General features: G+C 55.8%; 12 protein-coding genes. 2 read left to right on the top strand and 10 right to left on the bottom strand.

All coding sequences use genetic code 11. From position 1 onward, the window contains the following. Positions 1-249 precede the first annotated feature (249 nt). Positions 250-1,206, top strand: a complete 957-nt coding sequence (locus tag R6U41_RS09970) for a CheR family methyltransferase (RefSeq protein ID WP_410269690.1) — start codon at positions 250-252, stop codon at positions 1,204-1,206. A gap of 84 nt (positions 1,207-1,290) precedes the next feature. On the opposite strand, the gene R6U41_RS09965 is transcribed toward R6U41_RS09970, so the two are convergent. From R6U41_RS09965 to R6U41_RS09920, 10 genes are all read right to left on the bottom strand, one after another. Continuing rightward, positions 1,291-2,070, bottom strand: coding sequence for a hypothetical protein (locus tag R6U41_RS09965; RefSeq protein WP_410269689.1), 780 nt, complete (start codon positions 2,068-2,070; stop codon positions 1,291-1,293). 284 nt (positions 2,071-2,354) lie between these two features. Further along, on the bottom strand, positions 2,355-2,573 hold the full coding sequence (locus tag R6U41_RS09960; protein WP_410269688.1) for an addiction module protein: 219 nt from the start codon (positions 2,571-2,573) through the stop codon (positions 2,355-2,357). 88 nt (positions 2,574-2,661) lie between these two features. Further along, positions 2,662-3,582, bottom strand: coding sequence for a diguanylate cyclase (locus R6U41_RS09955; RefSeq protein ID WP_410269687.1), 921 nt, complete (start codon positions 3,580-3,582; stop codon positions 2,662-2,664). A 643-nt stretch (positions 3,583-4,225) separates the two neighbouring features. Beyond that, positions 4,226-5,365 (bottom strand): AI-2E family transporter, encoded by a 1,140-nt coding sequence (locus R6U41_RS09950; protein WP_410269686.1) that lies wholly within the window; start codon positions 5,363-5,365, stop codon positions 4,226-4,228. Between the two features lie 71 nt (positions 5,366-5,436). Further along, positions 5,437-6,933, bottom strand: a complete 1,497-nt coding sequence (malQ, locus tag R6U41_RS09945; protein WP_410269685.1) for a 4-alpha-glucanotransferase — start codon at positions 6,931-6,933, stop codon at positions 5,437-5,439. Next, positions 6,930-8,684 (bottom strand): malto-oligosyltrehalose trehalohydrolase, encoded by a 1,755-nt coding sequence (gene treZ, locus R6U41_RS09940; protein ID WP_410269684.1) that lies wholly within the window; start codon positions 8,682-8,684, stop codon positions 6,930-6,932. Before treZ ends, malQ begins: the two co-directional genes overlap by 4 nt. A 42-nt stretch (positions 8,685-8,726) precedes the next feature. Next, a complete protein-coding gene (gene treY / locus R6U41_RS09935; protein WP_410269683.1) occupies positions 8,727-11,240 on the bottom strand; it encodes a malto-oligosyltrehalose synthase in 2,514 nt (837 codons plus the stop codon). Next, on the bottom strand, positions 11,237-13,357 hold the full coding sequence (gene glgX / locus R6U41_RS09930) for a glycogen debranching protein GlgX (protein WP_410269682.1): 2,121 nt from the start codon (positions 13,355-13,357) through the stop codon (positions 11,237-11,239). The genes treY and glgX overlap by 4 nt, the downstream gene beginning before the upstream one ends. A 22-nt stretch (positions 13,358-13,379) precedes the next feature. Beyond that, positions 13,380-14,012: a uridine kinase gene (locus R6U41_RS09925; protein WP_410269681.1), complete on the bottom strand. Its 633-nt coding sequence runs from the start codon at positions 14,010-14,012 to the stop codon at positions 13,380-13,382. Between the two features lie 97 nt (positions 14,013-14,109). Further along, entirely contained in the window at positions 14,110-17,250 is a 3,141-nt protein-coding gene (locus R6U41_RS09920; protein WP_410269680.1) for a beta-phosphoglucomutase family hydrolase, read from the bottom strand. A 288-nt stretch (positions 17,251-17,538) separates the two neighbouring features. On the opposite strand from R6U41_RS09920, the gene R6U41_RS09915 reads away from it, so the two are divergent. Continuing rightward, the gene (locus R6U41_RS09915; protein ID WP_410269679.1) at positions 17,539-18,405 is read left to right on the top strand and encodes an AAA family ATPase; all 867 of its coding nucleotides are present in this window, start codon (positions 17,539-17,541) and stop codon (positions 18,403-18,405) included. Positions 18,406-18,589: the final 184 nt, after the last annotated feature.

The raw sequence follows: 18,589 nt of genomic DNA, 5'->3' as shown, positions 1-18,589 counted from the left end.
GCAAAAAAAAGAGCGCCACGATGATAACAAGCGCTGCAGTCAGGCCGAAAATTGTCTTGGTCCGCTTTTTTTTCATGTGCCCGCATTCCTTTCAAAACTTTTCTAAATGAAATGCCACCGGTATTCACTTTCCTAAATAGTGCCCGAACGAAAACCAAGATTTTTCGTCAAGGTCAAGGACGGCGAAAATTTTAACCGCAGGAATACTCGACGTATTTTGAGGATTAAAATTTGAGCCGGACGCAGAGATTGGCGAAAAAGACGGTTTTCGTTCAGGCACTAAATAGCAGAAACCTTGACGCAGGATCAAATCCGGATAAAAATCATGGCATCCGCAAAAGCCAGTGCGCCCGGGCGCACTGGCCCGCACAGGCGATGATGGACAGGGAGGCGATGTTGGATGACCGGCAGTTTGCAATGCTTCTGGGGTTTCTGAATTATTCGTGGGACGGCTACCGCAAGGTCCGCAAAGGGGTCAAAAAACGTGTGATCCGGCACATGCAGGAACTGGGATGCCGGAACATGGACCATTATCTGGCGCGGCTGGAGGCCGATCCGGGCCTCCGGGCCGAATGCAGGCGGCAATTGACCGTTTCCATTTCACGCTTTTTCCGGGATCTGCGGTTGTGGGAAATCCTTGAAGCCTATGTTCTGCCCGAACTTGCAGCCCAGCAGCCGGAACCGGTAAAGGTCTGGTCTGCCGGATGCGCCGGCGGCGAAGAAGTCTACAGCTTCCGGATCTTGTGGGAAACCTTTACCGCAAAATACAGCACGCCTCCCCGGCTGAAAATGATCGCCACCGATCTTGCGCCCCAATACCTGGAGCGCGCGAAAAAAGGCATATACCTGAGCGGCGCCCTGCGGGATGCAGATGCGGAAAGGCGGAGCGACTGGTTTTTCAATGTGAAAAAAGACCGCTATATTGTGAGGCCCTGGGTCAAAAACGGCATTGACTGGCGGGTGCAGGATCTGCTCACAGATCCGCCGCCGGCAGAAGACCTGGATCTGGTCTTTCTGAGAAACAGCCTGCTGACCTATTACATGCCGGATCTGTCCGCAAAACCCCTGCAGCGGGTTATAAACGCGCTGAGGCCCGGCGGTTTTCTGGTGATCGGGGCAAAAGAGCAACTCCCGGAAACCGCCCGGAATCATCTGATGCCCTATGACCGCTATGTTTTCCGGAAAACTGCCGGAAGGGAATACTGAGTATGCAAATGGCAGAAAGTTCGGGAAGCGCGAGAATCGGGCAGGATAGAAAATATCAGGCGGGGTCGTGGATTTTGGCGGGAGTTAAATGCAGGTCGGATCGGGCACCCATATCTCCCCTTCAAGCCGGGCAATATGGTCGACCGGGGGCAAATTTTCAAACTCCGGGAAATGGGCGTCCATGATCAGGGCTGAAACCGCGGCGTCAAATGCGTCTTCTGAATGGATTGCATGTGATGCCGGTTTCGGGGGCAGATCCGGCCAGTGAGCCGCCAGGTAATCGGCCCGGCTTTGCCCGGAACGCTTCACCACGGGCCCGGTCATAATCCTGGGATAAATCTCCACCACAAGCGGGAGTCCGCAGGTATCAAAGGGCCAGACGCCAACGCCCTGTTCTCGAATTCTGCGGAGAAACGGCATGCCCCGGATGGAACCGGTGCCGACGGCGCCGGCGCCGCCGATTTGAAACACGGATTTCGGGCTGACGCCCAAAGTCCGCCTGCATTGCTCCTCTGTTCTGCGGAAATGGGCTTCGAGAGGGGGCTTTGTTTTTCCGGGCCGGCCCCAAAAGGGCCGGCAGCATTGGCTGAGCCATTTTTCGCCGTGGCGCTCGGCCAGCGCCCATAGCTCGGATACATTTGACAAGGCATTCTGCCGAAAAAACCAGGCCGGCAGGGAGAATCCGAAATCCAGTCCGGCAACGGTCTTTTTGCGGGAACAAAGGTGTCCAATCACTTCATTGATGGCCTCTTCCCGGGACCGCATGGGTTCGAGGCGGGTCAGAGAGCCCTGGTCGGCTCCGGCGAGCCAGATCTTATTTGCCGGGTTTTTTGCGCCGGACCAGTCAACTGCCACAGCCCTCACAAGCGGCTCCTTTTATTTTCGGCCGTAAATTGCGGTATTTGTTCCGCCTGTACGAACCCCGGAGCGGATTCCAGATACTTCAGATAAAAGAGGGTCTAACGCCCCTTTGCAGGCGCCGGGCCGGAGATCAAGAAAGCCTGTTTCTAGTCCATGCAGGACTCCTGCGGCAATCCAAAACAGCATAAACCCGGATTATTTCATCATGAAAACGATAATAGACAGCGAAGGGAAACCTTTTTGAAAGCAAACGGTGATATCCAAAATGAAGGGCGTGAATTCCGGTTTCATTTGGTTTTGTTCCTGATTCTTTCCCTGGCACAATCAAAATCTGTAAATTCTGCCGTCCCTTTCTTTATATCCTGCTCTCTGGCCTGCAAAATTTTCCGGTGCCATTCAGGCGATGATATGGCTTCAGGATTTCGGCAAAGATCATCCCATATTTTCTCCATCACCGCTATTTTATCCAGATTTGTCATTTTATCCAAAGGTAATGAAATATCCATACCAACCTCTAATTAAGGGTAAATAAACCATTTTTAGGTTAACCAATCCTCAAGCACTTCTCAATGAAAAACTTCCTGAGCCTTCGTTTCATACTGCTACATCCGTCAGGCAGGTTGTCACGCAATTTCGACCGGCTGCTTTGCTTTTGTACAAAAGGGCATCTGCTCTTTTTATAAGGCTTTCAATGCTGTCGCCCTGGCGAACCAGGGTGGCGCCTACAGAAATTGTCACCTGCAAAATTTTGCCGTCATGACTGATGTAGGACTTTTCCACAAGGCTGCGCACTTTATTTGCAATAGTTATGAGGTCTTGTTCGTTTATGTTGCGTATAATGCCGATGAACTCTTCGCCTCCCCAGCGCCCGTACAGGTCAAAGGGCCTGGAATTGGAGGTAAAATTATTTGCTATAAATTTAAGAACCTTGTCACCCACATCATGGCCATATGTATCATTGAACTGCTTGAAATGATCAATATCAATAAAAAGGATACCAAAGGAAAGGTTGAAACGTTTTTTCTCTTCCAGCCTGTTGTTTATCTCGCTTTCAATGTATCGCCTGTTTGCCAGCTGCGTAAGATTGTCAAGAAGGGCCAGCTTTTCAAGCTCCCTGACCCTTGATTTATTGGTTTCGTGATTGCTGATATCTGTAAACAATTCTATTCCGCCGATAATATGACCGTCTTTGTCGGTCAGTGTGCTGACGCGGACAGATACCGATATTCTGTGCCCTTTCCTGTGATGCATGTATACTTCAGCATCACGACGCTTTCCGTCAGCCATGCTCGCTGCAAGAGGGCACCCCTCCAGGCATAAATTGTTAAAGTCGCTGTCAAGATGGGTAAGTATATTGTCGGAACAGGATCTGCCAATAACTTCAGAAGCGGCAAATCCGGAAATATTTTCCGCGCCTTTGTTCCAGTATGTAATCACCCTGTTTTGATCCACCAGATATAAACCGTCATGGAGGTTTTCAATAATTTTTTTATATGAATCATTTTCCAGTTTCATGGGACTTTTTCAACTTCCTTTTTGTTTGCCGTGTATTTCACAGCAAGTTTGAGCTGAGCGGCACACCCACGAACTTGTCAAAAACCGCCTGGGTCCACCGCGCCCGCTCACTCTGCTGTCAGGCTACTGGTTGGTCATTGTTATCTATATATTAGCATATCCTAGTGCCCGAACGAAAACCAGGATTTTTCGTTAAGGTCCAGGACGGCGAAAATTTTAACCGCAGGAATACTCGACGTATTTTGAGGATTAAAATTTGAGCCGGACGCAGAGATTGGCGGAAAAAACGGTTTTCGTTCAGGCACTATCCTATATTTGAGTTATACGGAGATTTTAATCATGAATATGGCTTTGGCGAAGGCCAAGCGGCTTTGGAAAGCTTGGCCATTTGGGCCTTTAAAAAGGGGTACGGATGAATGGCGTGCATATGTAAAAACCTGCATTTTAAACCTCCAGAGTTTCAACGCTAAAATTTGAGGCAGACGCGATCAGCTTTCTATCCAATGTCAATAAGGGAACCTTGTATCTGATGGCACAATCCAAAAAAACGGATTTTTCTCTCAACCGCTCGCCTCCGGCCCGCGCATTATTTTGAAATCATCTGCATCGCCTGGCCCGGCCGGACTTTGCTTGGAAATCTTATTTACACGACTTCTGCAATATACTTCTTTTTCAACAACCTCCAAAACACCACGGCAAAGGCGGTCAAAGGAATGGCCAGCATCATACCGAGGATGCCGCCGAGTGCCACGCCCCAGAAAAAGACCGCGAAAATGATGAGGGCCGGATGCAGTCCCGTGCGGTTGCCCATAATTCTTGGTGTGAGAACATAGCCTTCAATGGCCTGAACCGCACCAAACACCCCCAGCGTCAGCCCCACCCGCAAAAAACCGCCATCATCGCCGAAATAGGCCAGCGGCAGCGCAACACCGAGTCCCACGATGCTGCCCAGGTAGGGAATGATATTGAGCAACCCCAGCGTCAGGCCCACAACGATACTGTAAGGAAACCCGACCATGGCAAACCCTGCTGCAAAAAGCACGCCCTGGGCCAGGGCGATAATGATCTGGCCGCGGAAAAACGTCAGGAGGATGCCGATGAACTGATCCAACAAATAGATTACGTCTTCTCTGGTTTCCTTTTTGAGAAACGGCAGAAATTGTCTGATCTGGTTGGGTTCAAACGGCCTGGCCATGAGAAAAAAGGCCAAATAAAGGGGAACCACCGCCCAGGCCAGCAATCCCGTCACGGACTGAAACATTTGAGCAATGGGCTGCGACATTCGCTCCCAGGAAGTCTGAAGCACACTGGCGGCCATTTTTCCGGGATTGTCCAGCAGGCCGTCAAGCCCGGATATCAGCCCGTATTTCTCCAGCAGTGCCGAGACCTGCGGCCAAAGAGACCGGCCCGTCTCGAGCATGGCATCAAACATGGACGGCAAATCTTCAAACAGCCGGAGCAGTTCATTGGCTGCAAACACGCCGGCAAACCAGACAAAGGCTCCCAGCGGAATGAGGGCGGAAAGAAAAAACAAAGCCAGGCCCCCGGCGCGGGATCCGCGGCAGATCCCAACCAGCCGGGTGTAATAGGGCCGCAGAAGCATCGTCAGAATACCCGCAACCACGGGTGGGAACAATACATTCTGAAAAACGCCGACAAAGCGCGCCAATCCCCACACAAATGCGCTGAGAGCCGCCAAAAGCAACAGCACTGCTCCCAGGGTCATGGCTGCGGCAATGGTCGCGCGCTGCCTTGGGCTCAGTTCGAGTTCATTAAGCATCATACTTTCCAGTGTCTTTTTTCTCGGGTTTTTTTCGCGTATCCATCCAAAGCGTTCGGACCGATTGAAACATATCAGGCGCGGCCGTAAATCTTGGTGAGAGTAAGATGCCGGGTGGCGTCTTCGGCGGTGAGCTGGTTCGGTTTGAGCCGCCAGAGCCAGTTGCCCTTTGGTCTGGCCGGATGGTTGATCCGGGCTTGCTGGCCCAGGGCCAGGATGTCCTGGATGGGCAGGATGCAGAGGCGGGCCGTAGACATCATGGCCGCGCGCACCAGGAGGCGGGCAAAAGTGGCTGGGGTGAGGTTTGCGCCGAAATAGGCAGAGGCGCGTTTTTGGGCGATTTCCGTGGCCTCGTTTTCAAACCAGCCCGCGGCGGTGTTGGTGTCGTGGGTGCCGGTGTAGACCACGCCGGCCGGGTCCACGTTGTGGGGGGCGTTGGGGTTTTGGGACGGATCATTATTGAAACCGAACACGAGCACGCGCATGCCGGGCAGATCGTATTGGGCCATGACTTCCCGGACATCTGCGGTGATATGGCCCAGATCCTCGGCCACCAGGGGCAGACAGGAAATGCGGTGGTGCAGGGCCCTGAAAAAAGAATGCACCGGCACCTGATGCCATTTGCCGTTTAAGGCAGTGGTGTCGGCTGCGGGCACCTCCCAGCAAGCCACCAGGCCCCGGAAATGGTCGATGCGCAGGATGTCAAACAAGTCCAGATTGTGGGAGATGCGGGAAATCCAACAGTCAAAGCCTTGTTTTTCATGGGTGTGCCAGTCGTAGACCGGATGGCCCCAGAGCTGGCCGGTGTCACTGAAATAATCCGGGGGCACGCCCGAGACAACCACGGGCTGAAACTCCGGATCCAGCTTGAACAGTTCGGGCCGGCACCAGACATCTGCGCTGTGCAGGGGCACATAAATGGGCAGGTCCCCCATGATGGCGATTTCGTGTTGGGCGCAGAAATCCCGCAGGTCTGTCCACTGTCGGTAAAACAGGTACTCCAGAAAGCAGATCCAGGCAATGGGCCCGGCCAGCTGCCGGGATGCGGCCGCCAGGGCATCGGGCTGACGGCGGACCAGGTCTGCGGGCCACTGGTGCCAGAAACGGTCCCGGTACTGGCGGGTGAGCACGGTAAACAGGGCATAGTCATCGAGCCAGTGGGCGTGCTGCCGGCAGAATGCCTCAAAGTCCGGCTCTTTGCGGTGGAGCTCAAAGGCCTTTGCAAAAAGATCCTTTCTGACTTCCCAGGCCGCGTCATAGGCGATTTTGCCCGGGGAGGCGGTGATCTCCGCGATGCCGTTCAGATCGGCCTTGCCGATAAAGCCGTGTTCAACCATCTGCTCCGGGCTGATGAGCAGGGGGTTGAACGCAAAGGCCGAGGGGCTGTGATACGGGGAATGGCCGTGTTGGGCCTCGGTGGGGGTCACGGGCAGGATCTGCCATACGTGCTGGCCTGCGGCGTGCAGGAACTGAACAAACTCCCGGGCCGCAGGGCCCAGGTCGCCGATGCCATACTTTGCGGCAAGGCTTTGAACGGGCAGCAGAATGCCGCTTGAGCGTATTTTGATCATCCTGATTCCTCCATGGCCGGGTTCTGATAAAGCACTGCCACGCAATCAGCCGGCAGTTCAATGCCGGCCGCGGTGATTTGCGAATTTTTTGCCGGACAAAGCCTGATCTCCATCCGGTCTGCCCCGGAGAGGGGCACAAGCTGTGTCTGGTCGGCCAGGTTGCAGGCCACTGTCAGTGCGCCCCGGGTCATGACCAGCCAGCCGGCGGTGTCGTCTGCTGTGGCCTGCACCCGGTCCATGCGGCCGTCTGCGGCATCGGGCAGGTTTTTGCGCAGCGCGATCAACTGCCTGTACCACTCCAGGATCTCTGCATGGGGCCGAGTTTGCTTTTCGTCCCATTTCAGCACGCATCGGGCAAAGGTGTCACTGGCCTGGGGATCCGGGATTTGTTCCGGATCCCAGCCGAAAGCGGCAAATTCTTTGCACCGGCCCTTTTTGACCGCCTCGCCCAGCTCCGGGTCTGAGTGATCCGTGAAATACTGGAACGGTGTGGACGCCGCCCATTCCTCGCCCTGAAACAGCATGGGAACAAATGGAGACAGCAGCATGAGGGCTGCGCCGGTTTTAAGGCAGCCCGGGCTGACCAGGCGGCTTAAGCGCTCGCCCAGAGCCCGGTTGCCCACTTGGTCGTGATTTTGCAGATAGCCCAGAAACCGATGCCCGGAAAGGCCGTGCACGGGCCTGCCGTGATAACGCCGGCGGAAAGCGGAAAACTGATTGTCATACACAAACACCCGGGTCAGAGCCCGGGCAATGTGGGAAAGTTTTCCAAAATCCGCGTAATACCCGGCTTGCTCGCCTGTGAGCACGGCGTGGAGAGCATGATGGAAGTCATCGCTCCATTGGGCGTCCATGCCGTGGCCGCCTGCGGCTGCGGGCCGGACAGTGCGGGGATCGTTTAAGTCGCTTTCCGCGATCAAAATTTTGTGGCGGCCGGTTTGGGCCTGGATTTGGTCGGCTGTCCGGCGAAGATCTTCGAGAAAATGAATTGCCGAAAGATCGAAAAACCCGTGGACCGCGTCAATGCGAAGGCCGTCCACGCGGTAGTCGCGCAGCCACATGGCCGCGTTGTCGCAGAAAAACCCGCGCACCTCGTGGCTTTCTGCGCCGTCGAGGTTCACGGCCCGGCCCCAGGGGGACTGGTAGTGATCCGTGAAATACGGCCCAAAGCAATCCAGGTAATTGCCGGCCGGGCCCAGGTGGTTGTAGACCACATCCAGGATCACGGCCAGGCCTTTGGCGTGGCAGGCGTTGACCAGGCGCTTAAACCCCTCCGGGCCGCCGTAGGCCTCGTGGGGAGCAAACAAATTAACCCCGTCATATCCCCAGCCGCGGGAGCCGGAAAACCCGTTTACCGGCATGATTTCCACGTGGGTGACGCCCAGGCCCAGAAGATGATCCAGGTGCCCGGTCACCCCATCAAACGTGCCCTGCTCGGAAAACGTACCCACATGGAGTTCATAGATCACCGCAGATGACAGGGGCCGGGGCTGAAAACCGTCATCGCCCCAGACAAAGGCGCTATGATCCAGGGTTTGCGAGGGGCCGTCAATACCTTTGGGCTGGCGCATGGAACGGGGATCGGGCACGGGGTTTTGATTATTTACCACAAAGGCGTAATCGGTTGCCGGGGCAACGGGTTGGCCCAGGCGCCACCAGCTGCCGGCTGTTTTTTCAAGCGGTATGCTCCGCCCGCTGATCTGTGCTTCAAGGCTGTCGGCAAACGGGGCCCAGACGGCAAGGCGGTTCATGGGAGGTTTCCTTTTATGCATGGCTTCATTGACCCATTTGACTCAGTTGCTCCGGGCCATCAGGGCAACCGGGAATTGGCTGAGGATATCCTGTAAACGAAATTCCGGGCCGACGGCAGTCTGGTTTGTCAAAATATTTTTCCATTGGCCCCCGGGCAGGCGAACTCGGGTGTCGGCCCAATGGCCGGGAAAGTTCATGATCAGGCGCGGGACGATCACTGCGGCCTGTTTTCCGCGCAGATACGCCAGGGAATGGTCCTGGTGCGGGCCGGTCACGTGAACCGGCTGATACTGGGCATTTGGAGAAAACAGATGCGGGTGTTGTGTGCGAAAACCCAGGACCCGGCTGGTTAAAAACAGCTTTGGCAGGCCGGAATCCATGTCTGCCAGGATCTGCGCCAGGGTCATATCTTTGATGGATTTGAGCAAATGGCGGCGCCGTGCAAAATCCACCGGCCTGCGGTTGTCCGGGTCCACCAGGCTCAAATCCCAAAGCTCGGTGCCCTGGTATAAATCGGGCACGCCCGGGGCCGTGAGCTTCACAAGGGTCTGGGACAGGGAATTGATCCGGCCCGGGAAGATGAGCGGGTCCACAAAGGCCTCAAAGTCAGACATGAAAAAGGAATCTGCCAGAAGATTTCGGACAAAGGCCAGCAGGGCATCTTCATAGGCTTCATCGGGCTGCTCCCAGCAGGTAAACTCCCGGGCCTCACGGGCGGCTTTTTGGATAAACGCGCAGGCCCGGTCCGCATCCATGGGCCATGCCCCGACCAGGGACTGGTAGAACAGGTATTCAATATTGGCATCCGGCAGATGTCCGGTCTTGTGCATGGCGTTGTGGGCGGCCCAGCGGCGCACGGCCGCCCCCCACTGGTCCGGGATCTCGGATAACAGCGCCAGGCGGGCGCGCACATCCTCGCTTCGCTTGGTGTCATGTGTGGAGGTGGCCAGCATGGCAGCCGGGCATTTCTTCTGCCTGGAAATCATGGCCTCGTGAAATGCCCCGGCAGACAGGCCGAACGCCTCCGGGTCCCCGCCCACCTCGTTTAGGCAGATCAGGCGGTGATACCGATAAAAGGCCGTGTCCTCGATGCCCTTGGCCGTGACCGGGCCTGAGACCTGCTGGAACAAAAGCATCCATTGGGTCTCTGCCTCGCCGACAATCCGGCCGCAGCAAAGATCGGCCAGAAAATCAAACAGCCGGGGATCGGTTTCGGGCTGGCGGGATTTGGCTTCAGCTGCGGTGCGGGCGATAACTTGGGTGTCTGCGCTGTCTGCCGGGATGTTTTCGCGCACATAGGTGCGGTAAACCGGCATGCAGGCAAGCATCCGGCAAATCGCCCGGAAAAGCTCTTTGCGGGTATGATCCCGGAAGCAGCGGTGGTTTTCGCAAATAGTCACCAGCCGGTGGGTCAGCCGGGAGATTTCGGCGCCCAGCAGGTCTTCCATGACCCGGTGCTTGCACGCGTGGGCAAGGTCTGGGTAGCTGGTTTTGCGGCTGGTGAATTTTTCGTAAATCCCGGTGAAAGCGGTTTTGTTTGCCGGGTCCACAAACAAGCCGGTGACAAGATTTAAAAAATCATACCCGGTGGTGCCCGCAGCCGGCCATGATCCGGGCAGATCCTCTCCGGGGTGAAGGATTTTTTCCACAACAATCCAGGCGTCAGGGGCGGCGCTTTGCAGCCGGCTGAGATATTGCTCCGGGTCCTTTAACCCGTCAGGATGATCAATGCGCAGGCCGCAGACCCGGCCCTGTGCCGCCCAGTCAAGAATGCGGGCGTGGGTGGCTTCAAACACGGCCGGGTCTTCCACGCGCACCCCGGCCAGGGAGTTGATGGCAAAAAACCGGCGGTAGTTAATGTCCTGGGATGCGGCGCGCCAACTGGCCAGACGGTAGTGCTGGTTTTCCAGGAGGTTGTCCAGGGCGTTGATATTGGTGTTAAAATGATCAGCCAGGACCGCGGCCCGGCAGGCCGGGTCTGCATGGTCTGCGATATTTTCCGCAAAACCGTGCCGCAGGGGCAGCACATGATCGTGATATCGGCACACAAGGCCTTGTTCCGGGCAAACCGCCACCCGGATTTTGCCGGCTTCCAGGACCCGGCCGTACTGGTCTTCCAGGATGGGCAGCAGGATTTTGCCGGCCATGCGGTTTTCCGGGGGATTCCAGTCAATGTCAAAATACCCGGCATAAGCGCTGGCAGGACCGTTTTTGAGCACATCCCACCACCACTTGTTGGCGGCAGGGTGGGATACGGCCATGTGATTGGGCACAATGTCGATGACCTGGCCCAGGCCGGCGTTTGCCAAAGCACTGCAGAATCGGTCATGGCCGGACTGGCCGCCGAGTTCGGCATTGACCCGGGACGGGTCTGTGACGTCATAGCCATGGGTTGAGCCGGGGGCGGCCTGCAGATACGGGGAGGCATACACGTGGCTCACCCCCAGGGCGGCTAAATAGTCTGCGATCTGCGCGGCATGGTCAAAGGTAAAGCCCGGGTGAAACTGAAGGCGATAGGTGGCCCTGGGGATGTGGTTTTCCGTTTGCGGCGTCATTGCCCGTCCGGCTCCTTTTCCTCAACCTGGAAAAGCACAACCGATCGACCCTCCAGCCGGATTTGGCCGCCGGCTTCGATCCGGTTTTCGTCTTCCACAAAACCGCCTGCAGCGGTGTCGATTACCCGGAACCAGCCGCTGCCCCATTTTTCCCCGGGCAGGTTCACGTCCAGGGTTTCGTGGTGGGCATTTAAAATAATGTAGAAGCTGTCATCGGTTACCGGATCAGCCTTGATATGGGGGTTGGGAATGGATTGGCCGTTTAAAAAAACCCCCAGGGTCCGGGCGGATGCGTCATCCCATTCCTCCTCTGCCTTTTGCCGGCCGTCGGTGTTAAACCAGGCAATGTCCTTGACATCGCTTCCGTGGATGGGCCGGCCCTGGAACCAGCGGCGGCGGCGGAACACCGGGTGTTCCCGCCGAAAGGCGATCAATTTGCGGCAAAACGCCTGCAAATCCAAATCCGCGTTTTCCCAGTTATACCAGGAAATCTCATTGTCCTGGCAGTAGGCGTTGTTGTTGCCCTGCTGGGTGCGGCCCATTTCGTCTCCGCCCAGAAGCATGGGCACGCCCTGGGACAAAAACAATGTGGTCAGGAAATTGCGCTTCTGCCGGGCGCGCAGTTCCAGGATTTCAGGATCGTCTGTGGGGCCTTCGGCGCCGCAGTTCCAGGAGCGGTTGTGGTCCTCGCCGTCGTTGTTGTCCTCGCCGTTGGCCTGGTTGTGCTTTTCATTGTAGGAGACCAGATCGTTTAAGGAAAATCCGTCATGGGCGGTGATGAAGTTGATACTGGCATACGGGAGTCTGGAGGTGTTTTCATAAAGATCCGAGCTGCCGGTAAAGCGGGAGGCCAGCTTTTCCAGCACCTGGTCCTCGCCGCGCCAGTAGTCGCGCATGCAGTCGCGGTACTTGCCGTTCCACTCCGACCACAGGGGCGGAAACTTGCCCACCTGATATCCCCCTTCGCCCACGTCCCAGGGCTCGGCAATGAGCTTGACCTGGCTGATCACCGGGTCCTGCTGGATGATGTCAAAAAACGCAGACAGCCGGTCCACGTCGTGCAGTTCCCGGGCCAGGGCCGAGGCCAGGTCAAAGCGGAACCCGTCCACGTGCATCTGCTCGATCCAGTAACGAAGCGAGTCCATCAGCAGCTGAAGGGTATGGGGATGGCGCATGTTCAGGGTGTTGCCGCAGCCGGTGTAGTCCATGTAATAGCGGGCATCGTCTGTGAGCCGGTAGTAATAGGCGTTGTCAATTCCCTTAAAGCAGAGCATGGGCCCTTGGTGGTTGCCCTCTGCGGTGTGGTTGTAGACCACGTCGATGATCACCTCAATGCCGGCCTGGTGAAAGGCCTTGACCATCTGCTTGAACTCGGAGACCACCCCGCCGGGTCGGCGTTCTGCGGCATACTGATCGTGCGGGGCAAAATAGCAGATGGAGTTATAGCCCCAGTAGTTGGAAAGCCCATTGTCCACAAGCCGCTTGTCGTGGATGAACTTGTGCACCGGCATCAATTCCACAGCCGTAATGCCCAAATCGTGAAAATACTCGATGGCGGCCGGGTGGGCCAGGCCGGCATAGGTGCCGCGCAGGTCTTCCGGAATATCCGAGTGCTGCATGGTAAAGCCCCTGACATGGGTTTCATAGATAATGGTTTCATGCCAGGGAAGATGCAGGCGGCGGTCGCCGGTCCAGTCAAAATGGGGCTGATGGACCACGCATTTGGGAACAAAAGGGGCGCTGTCAACATCGCTTTTCACGTCCGAACCGTCTGCAAAGGCATAGGGAAACACGGCCTCGTCCCATTGGACCCGTCCGGCAAGGGCCTTGGCATAAGGGTCGAGCAGGAGTTTTGCCGGATTGCAGCGATGGCCGTTTTCCGGCTCCCAGGGACCGTGGACCCGGTAGCCGTACTCCTGTCCGGGTTCCACTGCGGGCAGGTATCCGTGCCAGCAGAATCCCGTGACCTCGGGCAGATCCACCCGGGTCTCGCCGCCGTTATCGTCAAACAGGCAGAGCTCCACCCGGTGGGCGATTTCAGAAAAAATGGAAAAATTGGTGCCTGCCCCGTCATAAACGGCACCCAGGGGAAACGGGGTTCCGGGCCAGATTTTCATGGTGTGTGCAATCCTTTTGCTTTCATGCGGGTGTTACCTCGTATGATGACGTGACAATGAAATCCGCCTTGTTTTTTATGGAGGCCACGGCCCGGTGCTCGTGCTCCAGCACGGTCATGCGCCAGTCATCCACCTTTTCCTTGCCGCGCACAAGCTGGGCCTTTTTGGTCTCGTGATAGGTCAAATCGATGAACACCCGGAAATGGACATTTTTTGCGGCAATGGCGTACAGACCGTCGAGCACCAGCATATCCATCTGTGAGAAATCCGTGGTCAGGGTGTCGACCTGGTCGGTGATCAGGTCGATACACGGCATCTGCGCGGTGCGGCCCCGCCTGAAATCCTCCAGGGTCTGTTGGATGCGGTCCCAGTCGTACTCGTTTAGCCCAATGGCCTCTGGCCCGTGGGCTTTGCGCCAATCGTTGCGGTCTTTGGGCAGGGTGAGGTAATAATTGTCCGAGTGCACCAGCTTGGCGGCAAAGCCCTTGTCTTTCAGCACCCGGCCCAGGCAGTGGGCCAGTTCGGACTTGCCTGATCCGGATTCGCCTGAGATGGCAATGATGGTTCCGGGCTGGCGGTCGGCCAGGACGTAATCTGCGATCCGGGCGGCTGCCTGCTTGTGCTTTTCCTCGATTAACAAGACGTCTCCGAGCATGGGGGAAATCCTTGGGTCAGGGTTCAAGGTTCAAGGTTCAGGGTTCAGGATGATAAGAAGCCGGATATTGTGCATGCATGACAAACAAACCGGATGCTTATAAAGGAAATGCGGTTTTGACGCCGCAGGGGACATGATGTGTCTTTCCTTTTACTTCCACGGGGACGACCTCCCCTTCAGGGCATTCTATAATGAGAATAACTTTGTTTTTTGTGATTTCAAATGAGAAGCGCTTTTTTTGAAACCAGACCCCAAAGGCGATTTTTTCCCATTGCTTTGGCAGGCCGGGATCAACCGAGAGAACGTCCTTGTCCATGCGCAGCCCGCCGTAGACGGTCATGGCCATGAGCACAGTGGCGGCCATCACCCCCGTGTGGATGCCCTCTTTTGTGGTGCCGCCCTGAATGTCGATATAATCGCTTGAAAGGGCCTCCTGGTAAAACTGCCAGGCAATGTCTTTGCGGCCCAGGCGCCGGGCCAGGGCTGCGTGCACCACCCGGCTCAGGGTGGAGCCGTGGGAGGTACGGGCCATGTAATAATCGAAATTTTTTTCCAGAAGATTCTCCAACGACCCATAACCCATGGATGCCAGCATTTTTTTGATGGCTTCTTCGCCCAGGTTGAAAAACGCCATGAGCACGTCAGCCTGCTTGGCTGCCTTGTAGGCGTCCGGGTTTTTACCCTCTTTTTTCAAAATCCGGTCCATGCGATGGATATCGCCGTAAGTGCTGCGGTAATGATCCCAGTCCAGCTCCTTTAAGGAGAAATACCCGTCAAACTGGGCGATTAAGCCGTCGCGCATCACGATGTTGAGTTTTTGCGCCATCTGCGTCCATTTTTCTATCTCGTCCACGGACAGGCGGATTTTTTCACAAAGGGTATCTCTGGCCTTGCCGCCCAGGTACCGGTAAATCTCTGCAGCCCGGGTCAGGGCCCAGTGGACCATGAGATTGGTGTAGGCATTGTCTGTGAGCCCGCCCTTGTCTTTGTCCGGGTATTTTTCGTGAAATTCGTCCGGGCCCATGACTTCGTGGATGCGGTAGCGGCACAGAGCGTTGTCCCACCGGGCTTTGGAGGCCCAGAAGCGGCAGATCTCAAAAAACATTTCAGCCCCGAAGTTTTCCAAAAACGCCAGATCATGGGTGATGTGGAAATACTGCCAGGTATTGAAGGCCACGGCCAGAGACACGTGGCGCTGCAGGCTGCTGTTGTCCGGGCCCCATTGGCCGGTCAGGGGATTTAAGTGCACGGTCTGGGTCTGCTCGGTGCCGGTGCGGCCGCTTTGCCATGGAAACATGGCCCCGGAAAATCCGTGCTCCCGGGCATAGTCCCGGGCGGAATCCAGCCGGCGGTAGCGGTACATGAGAAGGGATCTGGCAATATCGGCAAAATGCAGGTCATAAAAGGGCATTACAAACAGCTCATCCCAGAAAATGTGGCCCCGGTAGGCCTCGCCGTGCAGGCCCCGGGCGGGCATACCCGCATCAAGGCCGGTGTTGTGAGGCGATGCCGTGACCAAAAGATGATACATATGCAGGCGCAGCATTTTCTGGGAAAACCGGTCTCCGGATACGCGGATGTCCATTTCCTTCCACAGGCGGGACCATGCATGGATGCTTGCCGATTTGAGCGCATCAAAGGAAGTTGTGTTTTCCAGGGCGGAAAACACGCGCGCGGCCGGGCTTTCTGTGCTGTCATCAGCCGAGGTGCACAAGGCGGCCAGTTTTTCCATGCACACGGGCTGATTTTTCCGGGCGGAAACCGAAAACCGCAGCTCTCCCCGGCCCTCTGCCAGTTTGACCTCCGGTGGGATTTTTTCGCCGCAGACCACAGCCGCCCTGGCGCCGGCGGCAATCTCAATGTCTGACTCGGCGGTGCGCACCCGCACCAGGAGGGTATCTTCGCCTGCGGTCTGATCCACGGGCGTGAGGTGCTGCTGCTCCAGATCCCGGTAGCGCTCCACTCCGTCATTGATGACGTCCCCATTGACGGCTGCGGAAAAGGTGATGGTTTCATCATAGTTGATGGGGGTGAGGCTGTAGCGCAGTCCGCAGACATGGGCATCTGCCATGCTGATGATTCGCTCGGACACGATCTGTGTTCTGCGCCCCATGGCATCGGCCACGGTCATGTCCCGGTGCAGGATTCCGGTTTGAAAATCCAGGCGCCGGCAGATGGATTCGATTTTAACCGCGTTGATATCCATCCACGGCCCGGAGCCGATGCGGAAATTAACCGGCAGCCAGTTCGGACAATTGACAAAATCCTCGTTTTCAATGTCTTTACCGCTCACCTTTGATGTCAGGCAATTGAAAACCCCGGCCATGTAGGTTCCCGGGTAGTTGATTTCCCCGGCTACGGATTCCTCCATGGCCCCCCGGGTGGCAAAATACCCGTTTCCAGCGGTCAGCAGGGTCTCCCGGGTTTTTTCCAGGGACGGATCATAATCGTGGAACGTCACAGACCACAGATCTTCCGGCAGGCCGGTTTCAAACCAGGTGCGGATATCAGCCGGTGAGATTTCACCCATATCCCGTACCACCCGGTCCGCCCCGTTTTGGAGCAGTACTGCGGGATCGGTTTCCCGGGCCACGCCGATGACCATGCCGAAACCGCCGTTTCTGCCCGCCTGCACCCCGGACACGGCATCTTCCACCACCACTGCATCAACGGGCGCCACGCCGAGCCGGTTGCAGGCGGTGATAAAAATATCCGGGGCCGGCTTTCCCTTCAGGCCCAGCTCGGCAGACACCACCCCGTCAACGCGCACCTCGAATAAATCCAGCAGCCCTGCCGCCTCAAGCACCTGCCGGCAGTTTTTGCTCGATGAGGCCACCCCGATCCGGGTCCCGGATTGTTTCAGTTCCTTTATCAACGCCACTGTGGTGTCAAACACCTCCACCCCGCCGGCGCGGACCAGGTCGTTGAACCGTTCATTTTTTTTGTTGCCCAGCCCGCAGACGGTCCGGTCTCCGGGCGGATCATCTGGATTGCCGAAGGCAAGGGATATGCCCCTGGATTCCAGAAAGGAACTGACCCCGTCATACCGGGGCTTGCCATCCACGTAGGTCAGGTAATCTTTATCCGTAAACGGCGAAAAATCTTTGTCCTGCTCCTTTAAAAACGCGTCAAACACGTCCTTCCACGCCCGGCCGTGAACCGCTGCGGTCCGCGTAATCACCCCGTCGAGATCCAGCACCACCCCCTGCGGGCCCAAATCTTGATTTTTGTCTTTCATTTTTCCTCCATTCAATAGAGGAGCCAAACCCTTATTTTTGCCCTTGACCCGGACAAAGAACAATCATAAGGGTTTCACCCCTGAGCCGGCAAGATCCTGCTGTCAATAATAACAGTTGATTAATTTTTTGCATGAAGAAGCGCAAGACATCTCCCATTTAATCGTTTGACATTAAAAGCAGGGCGTTATTATTATGATACAGAAGAAACAAAAAGCATGCCCGATACATAAGCTGCACCGGGTGTAACCCACTATTGTTCAAAGAACACGGAAAACGGAGGAAAGTTCATGGCCATTATCACCATTTCCCGCGGATGCTTCAGCCATGGCAAAGAAGTTGCGGAAAAAACAGCAGAAATTCTCGGCTACAAGATCCTGAGCCGGGAGACCCTGATCGAAGAAGCCAACCATCGCTACAATGTACCGGAAAAGGAACTGATCCAGTCGATTCACGATGCGCCTTCGGTTCTTGAGCGCTTTACCCGGGGCAAGGAAAAATACCTTTCCTATATCCAGGCGGTATTGCTGGAACATGCAAAAGACGACAATATCGTCTATCACGGCCACGGCTCTCACATCCTGCTGCCTGACATCTCCCACGTATTAAACATCCGCATCATCGCAGATCTTTCCGACCGCATTGCCTTTATGCGGCAGAAGCACAATATCAGCGACAAAGAGGCCATCAGCTATATTACCGAAGAAGACAGCACCCGGGCACGCTGGGCCCATTACTTGTACAAAGTGGATCTGACAGACCCGCACAGCTATGCTATGACCATCCGGATCAAGCGGATGAAAGTTGCCGACGCAGCCGAAACCATCTGCCACGCGGCCCGGCGACAAACTTTTGCCGCAACCCCGGATTCAAGAAAAGCCATTGCAGATCTGGCACTGAGCACCCGGGTCAAAGCGGCCATTGAAAATTACTGCAAACCCGATTTAAAGGTATCGGTAAACGCCACCAGCGGAATTGTCTATATCAAGGCGGAAACCCAGAATGTCCGCAAAAGCGGCTACACCAGCTTTAAAACAGAGGCATATCTCAAGGAAAAAACAAAAAAAGAAATCACTGATGAGATCGGTGCGGCAATAAATGGAATTCCGGGCATTGAAAACGTGCTCTATGACATAGAGCCCCCTTCATATATTTAGTGGCTGAACGAAAACCCTGTTCAGCCAAAACCCGAATATCGAAATCCGAAATCCGAAACAAATACGAATATCGAATGTTCAAATGATAAAAACCAACAGCTTAAAACAGGATGTTTCTGTCATTGATGCATTTAGGGTTTTGGTCATTGTTTCGGATTTCGAGCTTCGGATTTCGGATTTCCTG

Source organism: Desulfosalsimonas sp. (assembly GCF_046483245.1).
Classification (GTDB): domain Bacteria; phylum Desulfobacterota; class Desulfobacteria; order Desulfobacterales; family Desulfosalsimonadaceae; genus Desulfosalsimonas.
This window is presented reverse-complemented; position numbering and strand designations above follow the sequence as displayed.

Bases quoted from the DNA above. Each gene is read 5' to 3' on its own strand.
- R6U41_RS09960 (WP_410269688.1), bottom strand. From the start codon at position 2,573: ATGGATATTTCATTACCTTTGGATAAAATGACAAATCTGGATAAAATA.
- R6U41_RS09955 (WP_410269687.1), bottom strand. From the start codon at position 3,582: ATGAAACTGGAAAATGATTCATATAAAAAAATTATTGAAAACCTCCAT.
- R6U41_RS09950 (WP_410269686.1), bottom strand. From the start codon at position 5,365: ATGATGCTTAATGAACTCGAACTGAGCCCAAGGCAGCGCGCGACCATT.
- malQ (WP_410269685.1), bottom strand. From the start codon at position 6,933: ATGATCAAAATACGCTCAAGCGGCATTCTGCTGCCCGTTCAAAGCCTT.
- treZ (WP_410269684.1), bottom strand. From the start codon at position 8,684: ATGAACCGCCTTGCCGTCTGGGCCCCGTTTGCCGACAGCCTTGAAGCA.
- treY (WP_410269683.1), bottom strand. From the start codon at position 11,240: ATGACGCCGCAAACGGAAAACCACATCCCCAGGGCCACCTATCGCCTT.
- glgX (WP_410269682.1), bottom strand. From the start codon at position 13,357: ATGAAAATCTGGCCCGGAACCCCGTTTCCCCTGGGTGCCGTTTATGAC.
- R6U41_RS09925 (WP_410269681.1), bottom strand. From the start codon at position 14,012: ATGCTCGGAGACGTCTTGTTAATCGAGGAAAAGCACAAGCAGGCAGCC.
- R6U41_RS09920 (WP_410269680.1), bottom strand. From the start codon at position 17,250: ATGAAAGACAAAAATCAAGATTTGGGCCCGCAGGGGGTGGTGCTGGAT.
- R6U41_RS09915 (WP_410269679.1), top strand. From the start codon at position 17,539: ATGGCCATTATCACCATTTCCCGCGGATGCTTCAGCCATGGCAAAGAA.